The 17,440-nt window shown below is 69.5% G+C and carries 17 protein-coding genes; 7 read left to right on the forward strand and 10 right to left on the reverse strand.

The window, feature by feature from the left end; translation table 11 throughout:
• Positions 1 to 5: 5 nt before the first annotated feature.
• The 3 genes from CACI_RS29000 to CACI_RS29010 form a co-directional block, all read right to left on the reverse strand.
• Entirely contained in the window at positions 6 to 851 is an 846-nt protein-coding gene (locus CACI_RS29000; RefSeq protein WP_015794441.1) for a sugar ABC transporter permease, read from the reverse strand.
• Positions 848 to 2,404 carry an ABC transporter permease subunit gene (locus tag CACI_RS29005; RefSeq protein WP_015794442.1) on the reverse strand — a complete coding sequence of 519 codons (1,557 nt, stop codon included), beginning with the start codon at positions 2,402 to 2,404 and terminating at the stop codon, positions 848 to 850. Before CACI_RS29005 ends, CACI_RS29000 begins: the two co-directional genes overlap by 4 nt.
• Positions 2,405 to 2,594: 190 nt before the next feature.
• The gene (locus tag CACI_RS29010; protein ID WP_223297273.1) at positions 2,595 to 3,725 is read right to left on the reverse strand and encodes a sugar ABC transporter substrate-binding protein; all 1,131 of its coding nucleotides are present in this window, start codon (positions 3,723 to 3,725) and stop codon (positions 2,595 to 2,597) included.
• Positions 3,726 to 3,732: 7 nt separating this feature from the next.
• Between CACI_RS29010 and CACI_RS52895 the strand changes: the two genes are divergently transcribed.
• Positions 3,733 to 3,957 (forward strand): hypothetical protein, encoded by a 225-nt coding sequence (locus CACI_RS52895; protein WP_223297274.1) that lies wholly within the window; start codon positions 3,733 to 3,735, stop codon positions 3,955 to 3,957.
• Between the two features lie 183 nt (positions 3,958 to 4,140).
• Here the strand turns inward: CACI_RS52895 and CACI_RS29015 are convergent, their stop codons facing one another.
• Positions 4,141 to 5,157 carry a LacI family DNA-binding transcriptional regulator gene (locus tag CACI_RS29015; protein ID WP_015794444.1) on the reverse strand — a complete coding sequence of 339 codons (1,017 nt, stop codon included), beginning with the start codon at positions 5,155 to 5,157 and terminating at the stop codon, positions 4,141 to 4,143.
• A 112-nt stretch (positions 5,158 to 5,269) separates the two neighbouring features.
• Here CACI_RS29015 and CACI_RS29020 point away from each other — a divergent pair, with 112 nt between their 5' ends.
• Both CACI_RS29020 and CACI_RS29025 read left to right on the forward strand, forming a co-directional pair.
• Positions 5,270 to 7,072 (forward strand): glycoside hydrolase family 13 protein, encoded by a 1,803-nt coding sequence (locus CACI_RS29020; RefSeq protein WP_223297275.1) that lies wholly within the window; start codon positions 5,270 to 5,272, stop codon positions 7,070 to 7,072.
• A gap of 86 nt (positions 7,073 to 7,158) precedes the next feature.
• Positions 7,159 to 8,835: a glycoside hydrolase family 13 protein gene (locus CACI_RS29025; RefSeq protein ID WP_015794446.1), complete on the forward strand. Its 1,677-nt coding sequence runs from the start codon at positions 7,159 to 7,161 to the stop codon at positions 8,833 to 8,835.
• 120 nt (positions 8,836 to 8,955) lie between these two features.
• Here CACI_RS29025 and CACI_RS29030 read toward each other — a convergent pair whose 3' ends face one another.
• The 3 genes from CACI_RS29030 to CACI_RS29040 all read right to left on the reverse strand — a co-directional run bounded on the left by CACI_RS29030 (position 8,956) and on the right by CACI_RS29040 (position 11,112).
• A complete protein-coding gene (locus tag CACI_RS29030) occupies positions 8,956 to 9,807 on the reverse strand; it encodes a M55 family metallopeptidase (RefSeq protein ID WP_015794447.1) in 852 nt (283 codons plus the stop codon).
• A gap of 22 nt (positions 9,808 to 9,829) precedes the next feature.
• Positions 9,830 to 10,024: a tautomerase family protein gene (locus tag CACI_RS29035; protein ID WP_015794448.1), complete on the reverse strand. Its 195-nt coding sequence runs from the start codon at positions 10,022 to 10,024 to the stop codon at positions 9,830 to 9,832.
• A gap of 116 nt (positions 10,025 to 10,140) precedes the next feature.
• Positions 10,141 to 11,112 (reverse strand): LysR family transcriptional regulator, encoded by a 972-nt coding sequence (locus CACI_RS29040; RefSeq protein ID WP_015794449.1) that lies wholly within the window; start codon positions 11,110 to 11,112, stop codon positions 10,141 to 10,143.
• A 113-nt stretch (positions 11,113 to 11,225) separates the two neighbouring features.
• Between CACI_RS29040 and CACI_RS29045 the strand changes: the two genes are divergently transcribed.
• The 3 genes from CACI_RS29045 to CACI_RS50345 all read left to right on the forward strand — a co-directional run bounded on the left by CACI_RS29045 (position 11,226) and on the right by CACI_RS50345 (position 13,355).
• A complete protein-coding gene (locus CACI_RS29045; RefSeq protein ID WP_015794450.1) occupies positions 11,226 to 12,023 on the forward strand; it encodes an alpha/beta fold hydrolase in 798 nt (265 codons plus the stop codon).
• An 87-nt stretch (positions 12,024 to 12,110) separates the two neighbouring features.
• Complete coding sequence (locus CACI_RS29050; RefSeq protein WP_143765430.1) at positions 12,111 to 13,100, forward strand: DUF6801 domain-containing protein; 990 nt, start codon at positions 12,111 to 12,113, stop codon at positions 13,098 to 13,100.
• A 30-nt stretch (positions 13,101 to 13,130) separates the two neighbouring features.
• Entirely contained in the window at positions 13,131 to 13,355 is a 225-nt protein-coding gene (locus CACI_RS50345; RefSeq protein WP_015794452.1) for a hypothetical protein, read from the forward strand.
• Here the strand turns inward: CACI_RS50345 and CACI_RS29055 are convergent.
• Together CACI_RS29055 and ligD are read right to left on the reverse strand one after the other, a co-directional pair.
• Entirely contained in the window at positions 13,313 to 14,413 is a 1,101-nt protein-coding gene (locus CACI_RS29055; protein ID WP_041542628.1) for an ATP-dependent DNA ligase, read from the reverse strand. The genes CACI_RS50345 and CACI_RS29055 overlap by 43 nt on opposite strands.
• A 10-nt stretch (positions 14,414 to 14,423) precedes the next feature.
• On the reverse strand, positions 14,424 to 15,449 hold the full coding sequence (gene ligD, locus CACI_RS29060) for a non-homologous end-joining DNA ligase (protein WP_041540527.1): 1,026 nt from the start codon (positions 15,447 to 15,449) through the stop codon (positions 14,424 to 14,426).
• 239 nt (positions 15,450 to 15,688) lie between these two features.
• Here ligD and CACI_RS29065 point away from each other — a divergent pair, with 239 nt between their 5' ends.
• Entirely contained in the window at positions 15,689 to 16,534 is an 846-nt protein-coding gene (locus CACI_RS29065; RefSeq protein ID WP_015794455.1) for an alpha/beta fold hydrolase, read from the forward strand.
• Positions 16,535 to 16,869: 335 nt separating this feature from the next.
• Here CACI_RS29065 and CACI_RS29070 read toward each other — a convergent pair whose 3' ends face one another.
• Positions 16,870 to 17,433 carry an O-methyltransferase gene (locus tag CACI_RS29070; RefSeq protein ID WP_015794456.1) on the reverse strand — a complete coding sequence of 188 codons (564 nt, stop codon included), beginning with the start codon at positions 17,431 to 17,433 and terminating at the stop codon, positions 16,870 to 16,872.
• Positions 17,434 to 17,440: the final 7 nt, after the last annotated feature.

Raw genomic sequence — 17,440 nt, forward strand, 5'->3', positions numbered from 1 at the left:
GCGGATCAGCCCTTGACGGCGCCGGCCGTCAAGCCCTTGACGAGATACTTCTGGAGGTAGAGGTAGATCAGGACGACCGGGACGCCCGCCAGCAGCGAGCCGGCGGCGAACTCGCCGTAGTCGGTGTTGTGGTTGCCCGAGACCAGTCCGTACAGGCCGACGGCGAGCGTCTTGTGGGTGGTGTCGGTGAGGAACACCCCGGCGAGCAGGATCTCGTTCAGGAACGACACGAACGAGAACAGCCCGACGACCACCAGCATCGGGACCGCCAGCGGGAGGATGACGCGGAAGAACACCTGGTTCTCCGTCGCGCCGTCGATGCGCGCGGCCTCGTCCAGCTCCTTGGGGATGGTGTCCAGATATCCCTTGAGCAGCCAGGTGTTCACGCCCATCGCGCCGCCGAGGTACACCAGGATCAGCCCGAGCGAGGTGTTCAGACCGGCGGCCGGCAGCACGTCGCCGATGCTGATGAACGTCAGATACAGCGCGGTCAGCGAGATGAAGTTCGGGAACATCTGCACCAGCAGGATGCCGGTCAGACCAGGTCGCCGACCGCGGAAACGCAGCCGGGAGAAGGCGTACGCGCCGCTGACGCCGATCAGGACGTTGAGAACCGCCGAGACGCCGCAGATCACCAGGGTATTGACATACCAGCGGACGTAGGGCGAGTTCGGGTCGTGGAACAGCTTGCTGAAGTTGGACAGACTCGCTCCGGTCGGGATCAGCGAGGTCGTGGACAGCGTGCCGACCGGGTTCAGCGCCGCGGAGACCAGGAACAGGATCGGAACCAGCGCGAACACCAAGGCCGCCAGGCCTATCAGGTGGCGCCACCACAGGCGGTCCTTCATCATCGGGCGTACACCTCCTCCAACTGCCGGGTCTGCCGGAAGCCGGTGTAGGAGATCAGGCCGACCAGCACGAAGATCAGGAACGAGATCGCCGAGGCCAGGCCGTACTGCGCGCCCTGCCCGCCGAACGCCAGCCGGTAGGTGTAGCTGATCAGGATGTCCGTGTCTCCCGCGGTGGAGCTGCCGGAGGGGTAGGGACCGCCGTCGGTCAGCAGCCGGATCACGTTGAAGTTGTTGAAGTTGTAGCCGAAGGAGGCGATCAGCAGCGGCATCGCGCCGATCAGCACCGTGGGCATGGTCACCGAGCGGAACACCCGCAGCGGCGAGGCGCCGTCGACCTTCGCGACCTCCTTCAGCTCCTGCGGCACCGCCTGCAACAGACCGGCGCAGACCAGGAACATGTAGGGGAAGCCGAGCCACAGGTTGGTCAGCAGCACCGAGCCGCGCGCCGCCCACGGGCTGCCGAGCCAGTCGATGTGCGTGCCGAACAGCTTGTTCAGCAGGCCGAAGTCCTTGTTGTACATGCTCGACCAGACCAGCGTGGAGATGAACGCCGGCATCGCGTACGGCAGCAACAGCAGGGAGCTGTACAGCCTTCGGCCGCGCATCCGCGGATGGTCCATGACCACTGCCAGCAGCAGACCCAAGCCGAACGTGGTCAGCACCGACAGGATCGCGAAGGCGATCGTCCAGATCAGGACTCTGAGGAACGGACCACGGATGGCCGCATCGGTCAGCACCGAGGTGAAGTTCTTGAACCCGACGCCGATCTTCCAGCCGATCGGCAGCGTCTTCCCGGAGCCGTCGGCGGCTTTGAACTCACCGCCGGACTCCTTATAGACAGTGTGGGTCCGGGTGTCGGTCATGGTCTGCGCGGAGGCGTCGTACGTCATCGTGAAGTGGCCGACGTACGCCTCGGACAAGCCCACCGACTTGATGAAGCCGGTACCGGTCGGCACGGCGAACGAGGCCAGGCGCGGGCCCAGACCGTTGACCTGGATGCCGGTCAGGATGTGCCAGCCCTGCGCGGTGATCACCTTGCCGGTGAACTGGTCTTTGGTGACCTGCGCGTCCGGTACCGGGGCGAGCCCGGAGGCGTCGCCGCGCTCGACCTTGCCGTCCGGATCGGTGAGGAAGAAGACGAAGGCGCCGGAGGTGTCGGAGGCCTTGGTCGCGACCGACAGCTCGTAGCGCTGCGCGCCGGGCTGCTCGATCACGGAGTCGGCCTCGATCTGCGCCACAGCCTGGGTCTTGGTCAACCGGTGGCCGTCGCCGTAGTTGGTGAAGGCGGTGCTGATCGTGTAGCCGATCGGGTAGACCTGGAAGGCCAGCAACAGGATCGTGCCGGGGACCAGGAACCGGGCGGCGATCCGTTTCGGCGTCAGGTAGACGTAGGCGAGGATCGCCGTCACCGCGACGGAGATCGTCACGCCGGTCCACGAGTGCTTGTCGACCAGCGTCGGGATCGTGACGACCGCGAAGGCGGCGACCAGCCCGACGAAGACGACCCGCGGCCACGACAAGCGCGCGAGACGCTCCGAGGGCGAGGCAGTCATGGCCGCTCTCCTGCTTTCTCTCGGCTCCGTACGGTGCGACGACCCGGGGGCAATTCGGGCCGCCGCACCGTGCGGAGGTCTGTGTTTCACGGACGGCTGTGTTTCACAGAGGGCTGTGTTTCACGGACGGCTGTGTTTCAAGGACGGCTGTGTTTCAAGGACGGCTTCGGAAAGAGGGCTCTCCAGGCGGCTAGCCCTTGGCGATAGCGGCCTTGATCTGGGTGGCGGCGTCCGCCATCGAGGTGTTCGGGTCGGCGCCGCCGACGATCGCCGCCTCGGCGATCCCGAGCGGACCCCACACCGCGGACATCGCGGGGATCTGCGGGAGCACGACGCCGTGCGCGGCCGCGGCCTGGAAGGCGGCGATGTCCGGGTCGGTCTTGGACACATCGTTGTAGGCGTCGGTCAGGGCGGGCGCGCGCGGGTCCACCTTGTACAGCGCTTCCTCGACGTCCTTCTTCGTCAGGTAGTTCAGCGTGAACTCCTGCGCGATCGCGGTGTTCTTGGCCTTGGCCGAGACGTAGAAGGCCTGCACGCCGACGAACGGCTGCGACGGGCCCATGCCGGCGAAGCCGGGGACCGCGCTGATCGAGTACTTCAGATTCGCCTTGCGGATCTGGTCCAGCGCCCACGGACCGGAGATGAGGTACGGGGTCTTGCCGGAGGTGAACAGCGACACCGCGTTGTTGGCGTCGATGCTGCGCTTGAAGACGTTCTGGCCCTTCTCGCCGTACTTGGCCAGCTGCGCGGCGAACGCCTTGGAGCCGGCGTTGTCGACACCGACTTGCGAGGGGTCGTAGCTGCCGTCGGCCTTGGTCCCGAAGATGAAGCCGCCGGCCGAGCCCAGCAGCGGCTGCGCCGTGTAGGGGTCGCCCTGCTGGCCGATCTGCATCGCCAACGCCTCGGAGGCCTTGCCGGCCTTCACCGCGGCCTGGCCGTCGGCGACCATGGTCTCGAAGGTCGCCGGGTTCGCCGCGGCCTCGGCGGTGTTGGTGATCAGCGCGAGGTTCTCGGTCGCGTAGGGAACGCCGTAGACCTGGCCGTTGTAGGTGACGGCGTTCAGCGCGGTGGTCTGGAAGGAGCCCTTCTGCGCCGCGGTCAGCGGCAGCGGCGAGATGGCGCCGTTCTGCACCAGGTTGCCGATCCAGTCGGTGGCGCCGACCACGATGTCCGGTCCCTTGCCGGCGGCGGTGGCGGTGACGTACGCCGACTGCAGGTCGGTGGCCACCGGCTGGACGCTCACCGAGATGCCGTTGGCGGCGGCGAAGCTCTGCGCGAACTGCTGCAGGACCGGGGCGCGCTGGGCGTCGGTCCAGATCACCAGGTCTGTGTTGGGGTCGCGGACCGGCGGCGCGCTGGAGGAGGACGAGGCCGCGGCCGGCGCCGAGCTGGACCCGGACGCCGAGGGCGAGGACGCCGACGTCGCCGAGGCGCCCGACCCCGAAGCGGACTTCGAGGTGGAGCTGGAGCAGCCGGTCAGGGAAAGAGCTGCCGCTACGACCGCGGCAGCGGCGGTCGTCAAGGAGGGACGGTATCTCACCATGACCCCTTAGGTCAGTTGTAAGGAAAGGAGTTTCGCCCTGCGTCCGACCTGAAGAAGACAGGTCAGAGCATTGATGTCGGCGGGGGTCCGGCCGTGACTCGCCGTTGACACCGCAGACCCTAACTGGAAACTCGCGCCGGACAATCCGTTGCAGCTTCTTGCGTCGCTGTTTCAGATCCGCGCCCTTCTGTTTCTACGTTTCTGCAAGAGGTCCGGTGGAGGCCCGCACGACCAGCTCCGGGAAGAACAGCGATTCGGTCTTGCGGATGGTGACCCCGCGGATCTGATCGATGAGCGTCCGGGCTGCGGCGACGCCCATCGACAGCACCGGCTGGCGCACGGTGGTCAGCGGGGGGTCGGTGTAGCCCATGAGAACCGAATCGTCGTAACCGATCACGGAAACGTCCTCCGGGACCCGCTTGTGGTGCTGCTTCAGGGCTCTGATCGCACCGAGCGCCATCATGTCCGAGCCGCAGACGATCGCCGTGACGTTGCGCTGCAACAGTCTGGAGGCGCCCGCGTACCCGCCCTCGACGCCGGGGAAGGAGATGTCCACCAGGTCTGGGTCGTAGCCGCCGGCGCCGAAGCCGGTCTCCATCGCGGTGCGATAGCCCGACAGCTGCCGGCGCGCTGGGATGTGCCGGTCGGAGGAGAGCAGCAGCCCGATCTTGCGGTGGCCCAGCTCGGCCAGGTGCGCCACCGCCAGCTCGCCGGCGGCACGGTCGTCGCAGGAGATGAACGGCGCCTCCAGGTTCGGGATGAAGCCGTTGACGAAGACCAGCGGCAGCCGTTGGGCGACCAGGTCCCGGTAGCGGGAGTGGTCCTGGCCGGAGTCGGCGTGCAGACCGGAGACGAAGATGACGCCGGAGACGCCGCGGTCCAGGAGCATGCCGACGTACTCGTCCTCGCCGGCGCCCTCGGGCGTCTGGGAGCACAGCACCGGCGTGAAGCCCTGGCGCGACAGGTTGGTCTCGATGACCTGTGCGCACAGCGGATAGATCGGACTTTCCAGCTCCGGGAGCAGTAGACCGACCAGGCCTGCGCTGCGCGGACGCAGACGGGAGGGACGTTCGTAGCCCAGGACGTCCAGCGCGGTCAGCACCGCTTTGCGCAGCTGCGGGCTGACGCCGGGGCGCTCGTTGAGCACACGGGAGACCGTGGCTTTGCTGACCCCGGCCTGGCGGGCTATGTCGTCGAGTCGAGAAGACATGGGCCGCACTATAGGTGCCGCGTTACGAAACACGGAAGCAGAAGAGTGAAATACTGCGGCAAACATCGGCAACCTCTTACGGATCACGACACGTTTGCCTAGCGTCTGCCGGGTGAACTCCCCAGCTCTCGGTCCTTTGGCTCATCATGACGGTTCGCCCTTGTACGTCGGCGATCCGGCTCCCCGTGTCGGGGAGAAGGTCGATGTGTTCGTACGGACCTCGAAGTCCTTGGCGGCGCGCGGAGTGCACGTGCGCACCACCCCCGACGGCGAGCCGGCTTACACCGAGGCGCAGGTGGACCGCGAGGACGGCGACGAGGTCTGGTGGCGCGCGAGCGTGCCGGTGGTCAATGGGGAGCTCGGTTACCGGTTTCTGGTCCAGACGCCGGGACGGCGGCTGTGGCTGAACGGCGCGGGATTGAGCGCGGTCGATGTCACCGACGCGGCCGACTTCCGGCTCCCGACGTACGACCCGCCGCCGGCTTGGGCCGAGGGCGCGGTGCTGTACGAGATCTTTCCCGACAGGTTCGCGCGGTCGTCGGCGCATCCGGTCGGCACTCTGCCGGATTGGGCGGTTCCTGCCGCATGGGACGATCCGGTGGCGTACGGGACTCCCGCCGGGACGAAGCAGGTCTACGGCGGAACGTTGTGGGGCGTCGCGGAGAAGCTCGATTACCTGCGCGGGCTTGGGATCGACGCGCTGTATCTGACTCCGTTCTTTCCTTCGCGGTCCAACCACCGGTACGACGCCTCGTCGTTCGACGTCGTCGATCCGCTGCTCGGCGGCGATGAGGCGCTCAAGGAGCTCACCGCACAGGCGCACCTGCGCGGGATCCGGGTCATCGGCGACATCACGTTGAACCACACCGGGGATCTGCACCCCTGGTTTCGGCGCGCGCAGGCCGATCCGGCGAGTCCGGAGGCGGGGTTCTACTACTTCGGTGCGGATCGCAGCCAGTACGCGTCGTTCTTCGGCGTGCCGTCGTTGCCCAAGCTGGACCACCGGTCCGAGGAGATGCGGCGGCGGCTGTATGAGGGCCCGGATTCGGTGATCGCCCGGTATCCCACGGAGTTCGGGCTCGACGGCTGGCGCGTGGACGTGGCGCAGTCGGCGGCGCGGTACGGCGCCATCGATCTCAACGCTCGTATGGCGCGGGCGGTGCGCGAGACGCTGCAGCGCTCGGCGCCGGAGTCGCTGCTGCTGGCCGAGCACCAGTTCGACGCCTCGGAGACGCTGCGGGGCGACGGGTGGCACGGGACCATGGCCTACGCCGGGTTCACGCGTCCGGTGCTGGGCTGGCTCGGCGCGGCGGACAACCCGGAGTTGTGGGGCGTGCCGGGGCGGCCGCCGGTGCACGGCGGTGCGGAGATGGCCGCAGTGATGCGCCAGTTCTCGGCGCTGATCCCGTGGCGCGCGGTCACGCACAACATGACGCTGCTGGACTCCCATGACATGCCGCGGTTCCGATCGCTGGTCGGCGGGGCGGGGCGGCAGGCGCTGGGGGTGGCGTTGCTGATGACGCTGCCGGGGCTGCCGATGGTCTTCGCCGGGGACGAGGTCGGGGTGGCCGGGGCGCTGCACAACGAGGACGGGCGGCGCGCTTTCCCGTGGGATGAGGGCAGCTGGGATCAGGGTACGTATGAGGTGTACCGGTCGCTGATCGCGGTACGGCGCGAGCATGCGGCTCTGCGCTCCGGCGGGCTGCGGTGGCTGCACACCGCCGAGGACGTGGTGCTCTTCGAGCGCGCGCTGCCCGAGGAGACGCTGGTGGTGCAGGTGAGCCGGGCGGCACACGCGCCCTTGACCGCTCCGTTCGCCGCCTCCCATTTGCTCGGCGGACCTGATCTGAGCCCCGGCGTTCAGCTGCCGTCCGACGGGCCCGCGTTCCATGTGTGGCGTGTCGAGCGCGGCTGACGATTCTCGTCCTCTTCTTACCTGACCTCTTTTACCCAGCCTCGGATTTACCCAGCCCCGGATTCACCTAGCCTCGGAGTCGAATCATGAGCAATTGGTGGCGTGACGCTGTCATCTACCAGGTCTACATACGCAGCTTCGCCGACGGAAACGGCGACGGGGTCGGGGACGTCGCGGGACTGCGGTCGCGGCTGCCGTACCTGGCGGCGCTCGGGGTGGACGCGTTGTGGCTGAACCCTTGGTATGCCTCACCGCAAGTGGATGCGGGGTACGACGTCAGCGACTACCGGCGGCTGGATCCGTTGTTCGGGACGTTGGAGGATGCCAGAGGGCTGATCGCCGACGCGCACGCGCACGGGCTGCGGCTGATCCTGGACATCGTTCCGAACCACACTTCGGATCAGCATCCTTGGTTCCAGGACGCGCTGGCCGCTTCGCAGGGTTCTGAGTCACAGGGTTCTGGGTCACAGGGTTCCGAGGCACGGGCGCGGTACCACTTCCGCCCGGGGCGGGGCGTGGACGGGGCGGAGCCGCCGACGGACTGGCCGTCGATCTTCGGCGGTCCGGCGTGGACCCGGACGGTGGACGCCGACGGGAAGCCCGGGGACTGGTATCTGCACTTGTTCGCGCCGGAGCAGCCGGACCTGAACTGGACGAACGCCGAGGTGCGGCGCGAGTTCGAGGACATATTGCGGTTCTGGCTGGACCTGGGTGTCGACGGGTTCCGGATCGACGTCGCGCACGGACTGACGAAGGACCCTGCGTTCCCGGATCTGGCTGCGCGCGCCGCCGGGGGGATGCTGGACGGGGTGGCGGCGGACCATCCGTACTTCGACCGGGACACGACGCTGGCGATCTATGAGGAGTGGCGCCGGGTCGCGGATTCCTACGAGGGCGAGCGGGTTTTCGTCGCCGAGGCGTGGGTCGCGGACGCGGCGCGGGTGGCGCGGTATCTGACGCCGGCGCGGCTGCACACGGCGTTCAACTTCGGCCTGCTGGGCTGCCCGTGGGACGCCGCGGCGCTGCGTGCGGAGATCGACGCGACGCTGGGCGTGCTGGCGGCGGTCGGCGCGCCGGCGACCTGGGTGCTGTCCAACCACGACGTGATCCGCCACGCGACGCGCTACGGCCGCGCCAAGACCTCGCTGGCCGACGCACGCCGCCTGTACGGCACGCCGGTGGACCATGCGCTCGGCGAGCGCCGGGCGCGCGCGGCGATGCAGCTGATCAACGCGCTGCCCGGCGGCACGTATGTGTACCAGGGCGAGGAGCTGGGCCTGCCGGAGGTCGAGGACCTACCGCCCTCGGTCTGGCAGGACCCGAACCGCCGCTACGCGGACCACGACGGCCCGGTGCGCGACGGCTGCCGCGTGCCGCTGCCGTGGTCGGGCGACACGGCGCCGTTCGGCTTCTCGCCGGAGGGCGCGACGGCGGAGCCCTGGCTACCGCAACCGCAGGAGTGGAAGGACCGCACCGCCGCAGCCGAGGAGCAGGACCCGCACTCGACCCTGTCGCACTACCGCACCCTGCTGCGCACCCGCCGCGAGTGGCTCGACCGCGGCCTCGGCGACGGCGCGGCGCCGGAGTGGCTCAAGGCACCGGCGGACGTGCTGGCGTTCCGGCGCGGCGAGGTGGTGTGTTACGTGAACCTGTCGGAGGCCGAGGTGGAGTTGCCGGCGGGGTACCGGGTGCTGGTCGCCTCGGAGCCGGTGGACGGGGCGCTGCTGCCGGTGGATGTGGCGGTGTGGTTGGTGGCGGAGTAGGAGGCACCGACTGCCCGGCGTTCGGGACTTCGGGACTTCGGGACTTCGGGACTCGCCGCGCGCCAGCAGGTGATCGAGCTGGCGTGCGGCGATGCCGACAGCAAGGTGATGGCGCCGGGTTCAGCAGTAGGGAGCCTGGTTCGTCAGCGCCGAGGCGACGCGCATCCATACGCCGAACTGGCGGAACAGGTCCGGGGGCGTGCCGACGGCTTGGACTGTGCGCGGGTCGACCGCGGTCACGCCGGGGATGCCGAGCAGAGTCTCAGCTACTGCCGAGGACTGCCAGCGGACGGCGAGCGTGGACTCAGCATCGGAAACGGCATCGGAAGACGTGTGTTCGCCGTCGTCGGCAGGCATTTCGTTGAGCACCGCCAGTATCGTGTCCTCGATCGCCGCCCGCGCCTCGTTCTCGGGGCGTAGTTCGGCGGCGAAGCGGCTGCGTACGTACTTCACCGGCGCGGTGGCGATGCTCGCGTCCCAGGCGGTGGCCTCGGCGCAGGCGGCGTCGTCGCCGGTGAGGGCGGCGAGGCGGACGCCGAGCGCGGCGGCGGCGGCGTGGACCAGGCCGATCTCGCCGGTGGCGCGGTCGTCGAGCCACATGTCCTCGATCTCGTGGCCCATGAAGCTGTGGCTCAGGACGCCGTGGGCGCCGGCGCGGGCGTGGTAGCCGACGCAGATGAGGGCGTCGTGGGCGCCGGTGAGGCCCTCGATCATGCCCATGGTCTTGGGCTTGCCGCGGATCAGGCGGGCGGCGGGGTGCAGGGTGTCGGTCATCAGGTTGCGCATGGGTCCGTGGGCGTCGTTCACCACGATCTCGGTGGCGCCGGCCCGCAGCGCGCCGCGGACGGCGGCGTTGACGTCCCCGGTCATCGCCAGCCGCCCGCGCTCGTAGTCGCGGCCGCCGGGCTGCACGTCGTCGGCGTCGACGAGCCCGGTGATCCCCTCCATGTCCGCGCTGATGAAGATCCGCATAGGGACCGTTCTAGCAGCCGGGCTACTTCTTGGCGAGCTTGTCGGCCAGGACCACGCCCCCGGCCGCGTAGTCCTCGGCGGTGACTTCCTGGAACCAGACGTGGACGGTCTCCGCCGGCGCCTTGTACACGTCGACCATGGCGTCGGTGATGCGGGAGACCAGCTCGCGCTTCTGCTCGGCGGTCTTGGGCATCTGCTGGATGGTGACGCTCGGCATGGTGCTCTCCTTCACGATCGGGGGCGCTTCCGGCGGTTCCGGTGCCCTCCCCCTTGCGAGATCAAGTTCATCGCGATCCGGCGTCGCGAACCAGACGCGACCGGGACTGACAGCGATCACGATTCCTGATCGCCGGAGGAGGCATCGCGGGAGGAGGCATTGTCGGAGGAAACATCGTCGGAGGAGGCGATGTCGCCGGACATCGCGAGCTCGCAGGCCTGCATCAGCAGGCTGAAATGCGGCGTGGGGCGCGAGCGGCTGACCACCAGATGCGTCATCAGTCCCAGTCCCGGCGGCTCGAACGGCAGGAAAGCGACGCGCCGGTTGCGGATCTGCTCGGCGCGCGCGGCGTACATCACGGTGTAGCTGCCGCCGTCGGCGCCGATCGCGGCGAGGGTGTCGGCGAGCCGGGTGTAAGGGTTCGACGACGCGGGTTCGCAGCCCGCGGCGTGGAAGGCGCCGACGATCAGGTCGACCAGCGCCGGGTTGTTGCGGCGCTCGGTCAGGCGCAGGCCGAGCGGGGCGAGGGCGGCGAAGGTGGCGTAGGGCGCCTGCGCGATCGCATGCCGCGCGGGTACGGCAGCCACCACCTCGTCGCGCCACAACTGCACCACACGCAAGCCGCGTCCCTCGTCGGGCACGGCGCCGCGCACGAACGCCGCGTCCAGGCTGCCGTCGGCGACCCGGTCCAGCCGATCGGGCGTGGGCCCGGCCATCACCAGCTCGACCGGCAGGTCCGGCGCCAGGCGCAGCAGCTCGTCCAGGACCATCTCCAGCCGCTCCCCCAGCCCGGAGCTGGTCCCGATGCGCAGCGGCGCCGGGCGCGCGCCGGCGGCCTCGGCCACGGCGGACCGGGCCCGCGCCACGGCCGCGAGCACGTCGCGCGCCTGCGGCAGCAGCGCTTCGCCGGCCGGGGTGAGGCGCACGTGGCGCGGCGAGCGGTCGAAGAGTTCGGCGTCCAGCTCGCGCTCCAGGCGCCGCAGCTGCTGGCTGACCGCCGGCTGGCCGATGTGCAGGCGCTCGGCGGCGCGGCCGAAGTGCAGCTCCTCGGCGACGGCGACGAAGTACTCGAGCTGGCGCAGTTCCATGGCGATCAAGGTAGCGTCGAAAACAGGTGTGCGCCGCCGATGAGTCTCGCCGCCGCGCGTCGTCCAACGGAGCGAAGGCAGCAGCCAGGGACTTTCGAGAAGAGGACGCGATCATGAGCTACGCCGACGTCAACGGCCTGTCGATGTACTACCGGGAGCACGGGGACGCCCCGGTCACCGAGGACAACCCGGCGCTAGTGCTGCTGCACGGCGGGCTGTCGGGGTCCGACGATTTCGCCGCGCTCGTCCCGGAGCTGTCGGCGCACCGCCGGGTCATCACCGCGGACCTGCAGGGCCATTCGCACACCGCGGACGTCGACCGCCCGATCCGCGTGGAGACGATCGGCGACGACGTCGCGGCGCTGATCAAGCACCTCGAACTGGGCAAGGCGGACGTCATGGGCTACTCCTTCGGCGGCGGCGCGGCGCTGCGCTGCGCGATCCAGCACCCGGACGCGGTGCGCAAGCTGATCGTGGTGTCGTTCCCGTTCCGCCAGGACGGCTTCTTCGAAGACGTGCGTGCCCAGCAGCGGCAGATGTCGCCGGAGTCGGCGGCGTTCATGAAGCAGACACCGGCGTGGGAGCTCTACGAGCGCACCGCCCCGCGCCCGGAGGACTTCCCGCAGCTTGTCGGCAAGATGGGTGAGTGGTTGCAGCAGCCGTTCGACTATTCCGAGGAGATCCGCGGACTCCAGGTACCGACGCAGCTGATCTTCGCCGACGCCGACATGTACTCGATGCAGCACATCTGCGACTTCTGGGCGCTGCTCGGCGGCGGGCAGCGCGACGCGGGGTGGGACGGCGCGGCGCGTCCGGGGGCGCATCAGCTGGCGGTGCTGCCGGACACGACGCACTACGCGATCTCCTCCTCTCCGGCGCTGGCTGGGACGGCGGAGCGGTTCCTGCGTTAGGAGCCGTGATGTAGGGCTCTGATATATGGTGAGGCTCGGAGGGGGGCGGGCGTGAGGCGGAAGATCACAGCACGGAAGATCACAGAAGTGACGGTGGTCGCCGTGGCGGCCGTGGGAGCGGCGGGTCTTGCCAGACCGGTTGCGTCGCAGGCCTCGGATTCATCCGCCACATTGCGATATCACTGCGGCTTCCCGGTCATCGGGGTGCAGTCGGTGGTCGCCGAGGTCGCGTGGACCATCCCGCCGACCGTCCAGGTGGGGCAGCCGATGGCGAGTTCGGTACTCTCAGTGCGGGCGACGATTCCGCCACAGGTCGTGCTGACCCTGAGGCTCCGCGGGGCGGCCAGCCTCAGCGGTACCGCCGACATCGACAGCGCCATCAACGCGCCGCAAGGTGTCGTCGCGGACAAGGCCACGTTGACCGTGCCCAAGGTGAGCGTTCCAGCGTTGGGATCGATGACGGTCTCGGCCAGCGGGAAGACTCCCCCGGTCAGCCTGAGTCAGGCGGGCTCGGCGCACTTCGACGCCGGCGCGATCGCGATGCATCTGCGGGGATACACCGTCGGCGGTTCCCCCGAAGCGCCCTTCGACGTCGACTGCACGCTCGATCGCGGACAGAGCGACGTCGTGGCGACGTTCGAGATCGCGGCGGCTGCCCCGACCTCCAGCGCGACGTCGAGCTCGGTGGCGCAGACGCCGACTTCGAGCATCAGCTCAACGGCTCAGCAGCCTGCGGCGAGCAGCGCATCATCGTCCGGCGGCGCGGCTGTCGTGTCTTCGAGTGCCGCTGCGACGGTGCCCACGCGGCGTGAGAGCGTGCCGTCCGCTTCCAGCGTGGAGGCGATCGCGCCGCTGACGACGTCGGATTCCGCTGCGACCGGCTCTGCCGTACCGACTGATTCCGTCCCCGCCGCCGCGGAGCACGCGACGAGCGGCACCGACGCCGCAGCTTCCCCTACCGCCGACAAGGGCGCGGCCGTCACCGATTGGCTGATCGTGGCGTGCGCTCTGCTGGCGGCTGGTGGCGCCGGGGTATTCACGACGTCGCGGTTGAAGAAGCGGCAAAACATCACGTAACGCGAGCGCCCGATTGCTCGTTGAGAGAGCATGAAGATCACATCCCGCCTCTTACTGGGGACGCTCGCCACCGCTGCCGCGCTGGGCGGCAACGCAGCCGGCGCTCACGCCGACGACGCCGCGACAGCGGACATGAACTCCATGCTGTGCCCGATCGCTTCCAGCGGCCTCATCGGCACGGTGATCAACGGGCTCAACCCCGAAAGCCTCGCTCAGTCCTGCCCGGCGTCGCCGAAGACATCTGCCAGGTCATAGGCGGCCGGCACGTCCAGCTGCTCGTAGGAGCACGACGCGGCATCGCGGTCCGGCCGCCATCGCACGAAGCGTCCGTTGTGCCGGAACCGGTCGCCCTGCAGCTGGTCGTAGCGCACTTCGCAGACCAGCTCGGGGCGCAGGGCGATGAACGAGACGTCCTTGCCGGCGTTCCAGCGGTTCAGGGTTCCGGGGCGGCGGTGCTCGCTGTCACTGCCGCTGCCGCTGCCACTGTCGCCGTCGCCTTCGTCGGGGGCGTCGACCCAGGGGTGCGACTCGCCTTCGGGCAGCAGGTACGGCGCCAGTTCGTCGATCAGCTCCTTGCGGCGCGCCATGGTGAAGGCGCTGGAGCCGCCGACGTAGTTCAGGATGCCGTCCTCGCCGTAGAGACCGAGCATCAGGGAGCCGACGATCGGGCCGGTTTTGTGCAGGCGGTAGCCGGCGACGACCACGTCGGCGGTGCGCTCGTGCTTGATCTTCACCATGCTGCGCTCGCCGGGGGTGTACGCACCCTGCGAGGGCTTCGCGACGACGCCGTCCAGGCCGGCGCCCTCGAAGTGCTGGAACCAGGTCGCGGCCAGCTCCGGGTCGTCGGTGGCGCGGGTGACGTGCACGTACTCGTGCTTGGCGACGGCGCTGAGCAACGCGGCGCGGCGGTCGGCGAAGGGCTCGGCGGTCAGGTCGCGGTCGCCCAACGCGAGCAGGTCGAAGCCGATGAAGGAGGCCGGGGTGCGCTCGGCGAGCAGCTTCACCCGGGAGGCGGCGGGGTGGATGCGGTCGCTGAGCCGGTCGAAGTCCAGGCGGCTGTCCACGACCACCACGATCTCGCCGTCCACGACGCAGCGCGCCGGCAGCGCTTCCTTCAAAGACTCGACGAGCTCCGGGAAGTAGCGCCCCAGCTCCTTGCCGCCGCGGCTGCCGAGCACGACCCGGTCGCCGTCGCGGAAGACGATGCAGCGGAAGCCGTCCCACTTGGGCTCGTACAGGTAGTCGCCGGTCGGGACCTTCGCGGCGGACTTGGCCAGCATCGGCTCGACCGGGGGCAGCACCGGCAGGTTCACCTCGGCCACGTCAGCTGCCGCCCTCTTGGTCGTGACGAGCCTTGGAAGGCTGGACCCGCTTGGGTTCGCCGGGCATCTTGGGGAAGTCCGGCGGGTAGGGCATGTCGCCCAGACCGTGGTCCTTCTCGTCGCGCTCGGCCATCTCCAGCAGCGCGTCCAGGCTGTGCGCGGTGTCGTCGATCTCGGCGTTGGCGTCGCCGTTCTTGGCGAACAGGTCCGGGACGGTCTTCACGGTGAAGTCCCCGGGCGCCACGTCCGCCAGGTCGGCCCAGCGGACCGGCATCGACACCGGCGCGTCGGGGCGGGCGCGGGTGGAGTAGGGCGCCACGGTCATGCGGTCGCGGGCCATCTGGTTGAAGTCGATGAAGATGCGTTCGCCGCGCTCCTCCTTCCACCAGGACGTCGTCACCATCTCCGGGCGCCGCCGCTCCAGCTCGCGGGCCAGGGCGATCACGGCGCGCCGCGCCTCGACGAACGTCCAGCGCGGCTCGATGCGGACCAGCAGGTGCAGGCCGCGGCCGCCGGAGGTCTTCACGAACGGCCGGATGCCCAGCTCCTCGAACAGCGCCAGCGCCTCGCGCGCGACCTCGACGGCCTCGGCGAACCCGGTGCCGGGCTGCGGGTCCAGGTCGATGCGCAGCTCGTCGGGGTGGTCGGTGTCGGCTTCGCGGACCGGCCAGGCGTGCAGCTCCAGCGTGCCCATCTGGACCGTCCACAGGACCGTGGCCGGCTCGGTGACGCAGACCTCGTCGCCGGTGCGGCCGCTGGGGAAGGTCACGTGCGCGGTCGAAGCCCAGTCCGGCAGGCCCTTCGGCGCGGACTTGGTGAAGAAGGACTTGCCGCCGAGGCCGTCCGGGAAGCGGTTCAGGGCGACGGGGCGGTTCGCCAGGCCGCGGAACAGACCGTCGGCGACGGCGGCGTAGTACGTGGCGAGGCCGAGTTTGGTGACGTCGGCGTCCGGGAACAGAAGCTTGTCCGGTGAGGAGATCCGGACGCTGCGACCACCGGCTTCCACGTGCGCTTCGGCAGAACCCATAGTCGGCAGGCTACGGCCCGCCACTGACATGCGCACCCCAGGACACATCCGGGAGGCTCCCGGCAGGCTCCGGGAAACGCTTCGACAGGCGCGCACGGCACCGGTTATCCCCCACCACAACCGCAAGCCGTCAGCCATGTGCATCAGAACAGTGACCCGGAGGCCACTTTCCGCGACCATTTTCAGTGTGGGCGGGAAGTTCCCCGCCTCGGCGACCACCGGAAAAAGGGTGCGGAATCATGGCGCGGGTGACGGTCGACAAGGAGAACCACCTTCCCGTCGACATCCACTACGAGGACCGGGGCTCCGGCCGGCCGGTCGTGCTGATCCACGGCTGGCCGCTGTCGGTCGGCCAGTGGGAGTTCCAGATCCCGGACCTGCTGGCCGCCGGCCACCGCGTGGTGGCCTACGACTGCCGCGGGTTCGGGGTGTCGGCCAAGCCGCGAGGCGGCTACGATCCCGACACCCTGGCCGCCGACCTGCACATGCTCCTGGAGCACCTGGACCTGCGCGAGGCGACCCTGGTCGGCTTCTCCTCCGGCGCCTGCACGGCGGTGCGGTACCTGAGCCGCTTCGGCAACCAGCGCGTGTCCCGCCTGGCACTGGTCTCGGCCGCCGGACCATACCTGCGCCGCACCGACGCGCACCCCGAAGGCTTCCTGGAGGACACGAAGCTGCGCGAGTACCAGCGCTGCCTCACCGACGACCGGGTCAGCTTCCTGCACCGCTTCGCCACCAAGTTCTTCGAGGTCGCGCGGTCCTCAGCGGCGCGCCCGGTGATGCCGCAGCCGCTGCACACCCGCGTGGTCATGCTCGCCGCCGCCGCCTCGCACCGCGGCGCGATCCAGACCCTGGTCCAAGCCGTGACCACCGACTACCGCAACGACCTGCGCGCCATCACCGTGCCCACGCTGGTCGTGCACGGCGAGGCCGACGTCGTGCTGCCCGTGGAGGCCACCGGCGCCCGCATCGCCGAGGCGGTCGCCGACAGCCGCCTGGTGCGGATGCAGGGAGCACCGCACGGATTGATCGTCACCCGCGCCGCAGAGTTCAATCGCGAACTGCTGGCGCACCTGGAGGGGTGACGGGAGCGGGCGGTCCGGTAGTGCCCTCACCGGCCGCCCGCAGCCTCACCCTTGCGACTGAAGGAGAAAGCGGCATCCCTGTAGTGATGTGCGGTGGTGTGTAGTGATGCGGGGCGGTTGGGTGCGGCTTGTCTGTGGGCTTTTCTGGCGGGACACGACCGCCGGCCGCCGACGCGACCCGGACACCCACCACCGAGCTGCGCCCCTGCGAGGCCATCGACACCCGCGCGAAGCCGTAAAAAAGCTTCTAAAAACCCACAAACCAACCGCACCAGCCCACGCCGCCCCACCCTCACACAAGTCATGAGCGCCGAAAAAGCGGTATCGAAGACGCCTCAGGCGAGCCGGGTCGCGATGACTGCCGCGCTCGCCGGGGTAGTCAGCACCTCGGCCGCCGCCAGGCGCGGATGGCCGAGGTAGAACGCGCGCAGCTCGTCGATCTGACCCTCGAAACTCGGCGGCCAGTCCGCGGCCGGTGTGAAGTCGTCCATGATGAGCACGCCGCCGGGCGCGAGCAGGTCCACGACGCGCTCGGGATCCTCGCGTTTGCCGCCGCCGTCGCAGAAGAACACGTCGAAGGGCGCGTGCGCCTCCAACAGCCGCCAGTCGCCGGTCAGAACCTGGACGCGCGGATCGTCGGCGAAGGTCGCGGCGGCGCGGTCGGCAAGGCTTCGATCGCGCTCGACCGTGACCAGTCGCGCCTGCGGGCCCAGTCCGCTGTACAGCCAGGCGGTACCGACGCCGGCGCCGGTACCGCTCTCGGCGATGACGCCGGCTGGTTTGGCCGCGGCGGCCGCGCTGAGCAGGCGGCCGACCTCCGGGATGCAGGACTGGGTGAAACCGGCTTCGGCGGCGAAGCGCTCGGCGGCGGCGACTGATGCGGGAAAGGCTCGGTGCATAAAGGAG

Origin of the sequence: Catenulispora acidiphila DSM 44928, from assembly GCF_000024025.1 — a bacterium.
Classification (GTDB): Bacteria; Actinomycetota; Actinomycetes; order Streptomycetales; family Catenulisporaceae; genus Catenulispora; species Catenulispora acidiphila.

Bases quoted from the DNA above. Each gene is read 5' to 3' on its own strand.
- CACI_RS50345 (WP_015794452.1), top strand. From the start codon at position 13,131: ATGAAGATCACATCCCGCCTCTTACTGGGGACGCTCGCCACCGCTGCC.
- CACI_RS29005 (WP_015794442.1), bottom strand. From the start codon at position 2,404: ATGACTGCCTCGCCCTCGGAGCGTCTCGCGCGCTTGTCGTGGCCGCGG.
- CACI_RS29035 (WP_015794448.1), bottom strand. From the start codon at position 10,024: ATGCCGAGCGTCACCATCCAGCAGATGCCCAAGACCGCCGAGCAGAAG.
- CACI_RS29045 (WP_015794450.1), top strand. From the start codon at position 11,226: ATGAGCTACGCCGACGTCAACGGCCTGTCGATGTACTACCGGGAGCAC.
- CACI_RS29030 (WP_015794447.1), bottom strand. From the start codon at position 9,807: ATGCGGATCTTCATCAGCGCGGACATGGAGGGGATCACCGGGCTCGTC.
- CACI_RS29065 (WP_015794455.1), top strand. From the start codon at position 15,689: ATGGCGCGGGTGACGGTCGACAAGGAGAACCACCTTCCCGTCGACATC.
- CACI_RS29040 (WP_015794449.1), bottom strand. From the start codon at position 11,112: ATGGAACTGCGCCAGCTCGAGTACTTCGTCGCCGTCGCCGAGGAGCTG.
- ligD (WP_041540527.1), bottom strand. From the start codon at position 15,449: ATGGGTTCTGCCGAAGCGCACGTGGAAGCCGGTGGTCGCAGCGTCCGG.
- CACI_RS29025 (WP_015794446.1), top strand. From the start codon at position 7,159: ATGAGCAATTGGTGGCGTGACGCTGTCATCTACCAGGTCTACATACGC.
- CACI_RS29015 (WP_015794444.1), bottom strand. From the start codon at position 5,157: ATGTCTTCTCGACTCGACGACATAGCCCGCCAGGCCGGGGTCAGCAAA.
- CACI_RS29070 (WP_015794456.1), bottom strand. From the start codon at position 17,433: ATGCACCGAGCCTTTCCCGCATCAGTCGCCGCCGCCGAGCGCTTCGCC.
- CACI_RS29000 (WP_015794441.1), bottom strand. From the start codon at position 851: ATGATGAAGGACCGCCTGTGGTGGCGCCACCTGATAGGCCTGGCGGCC.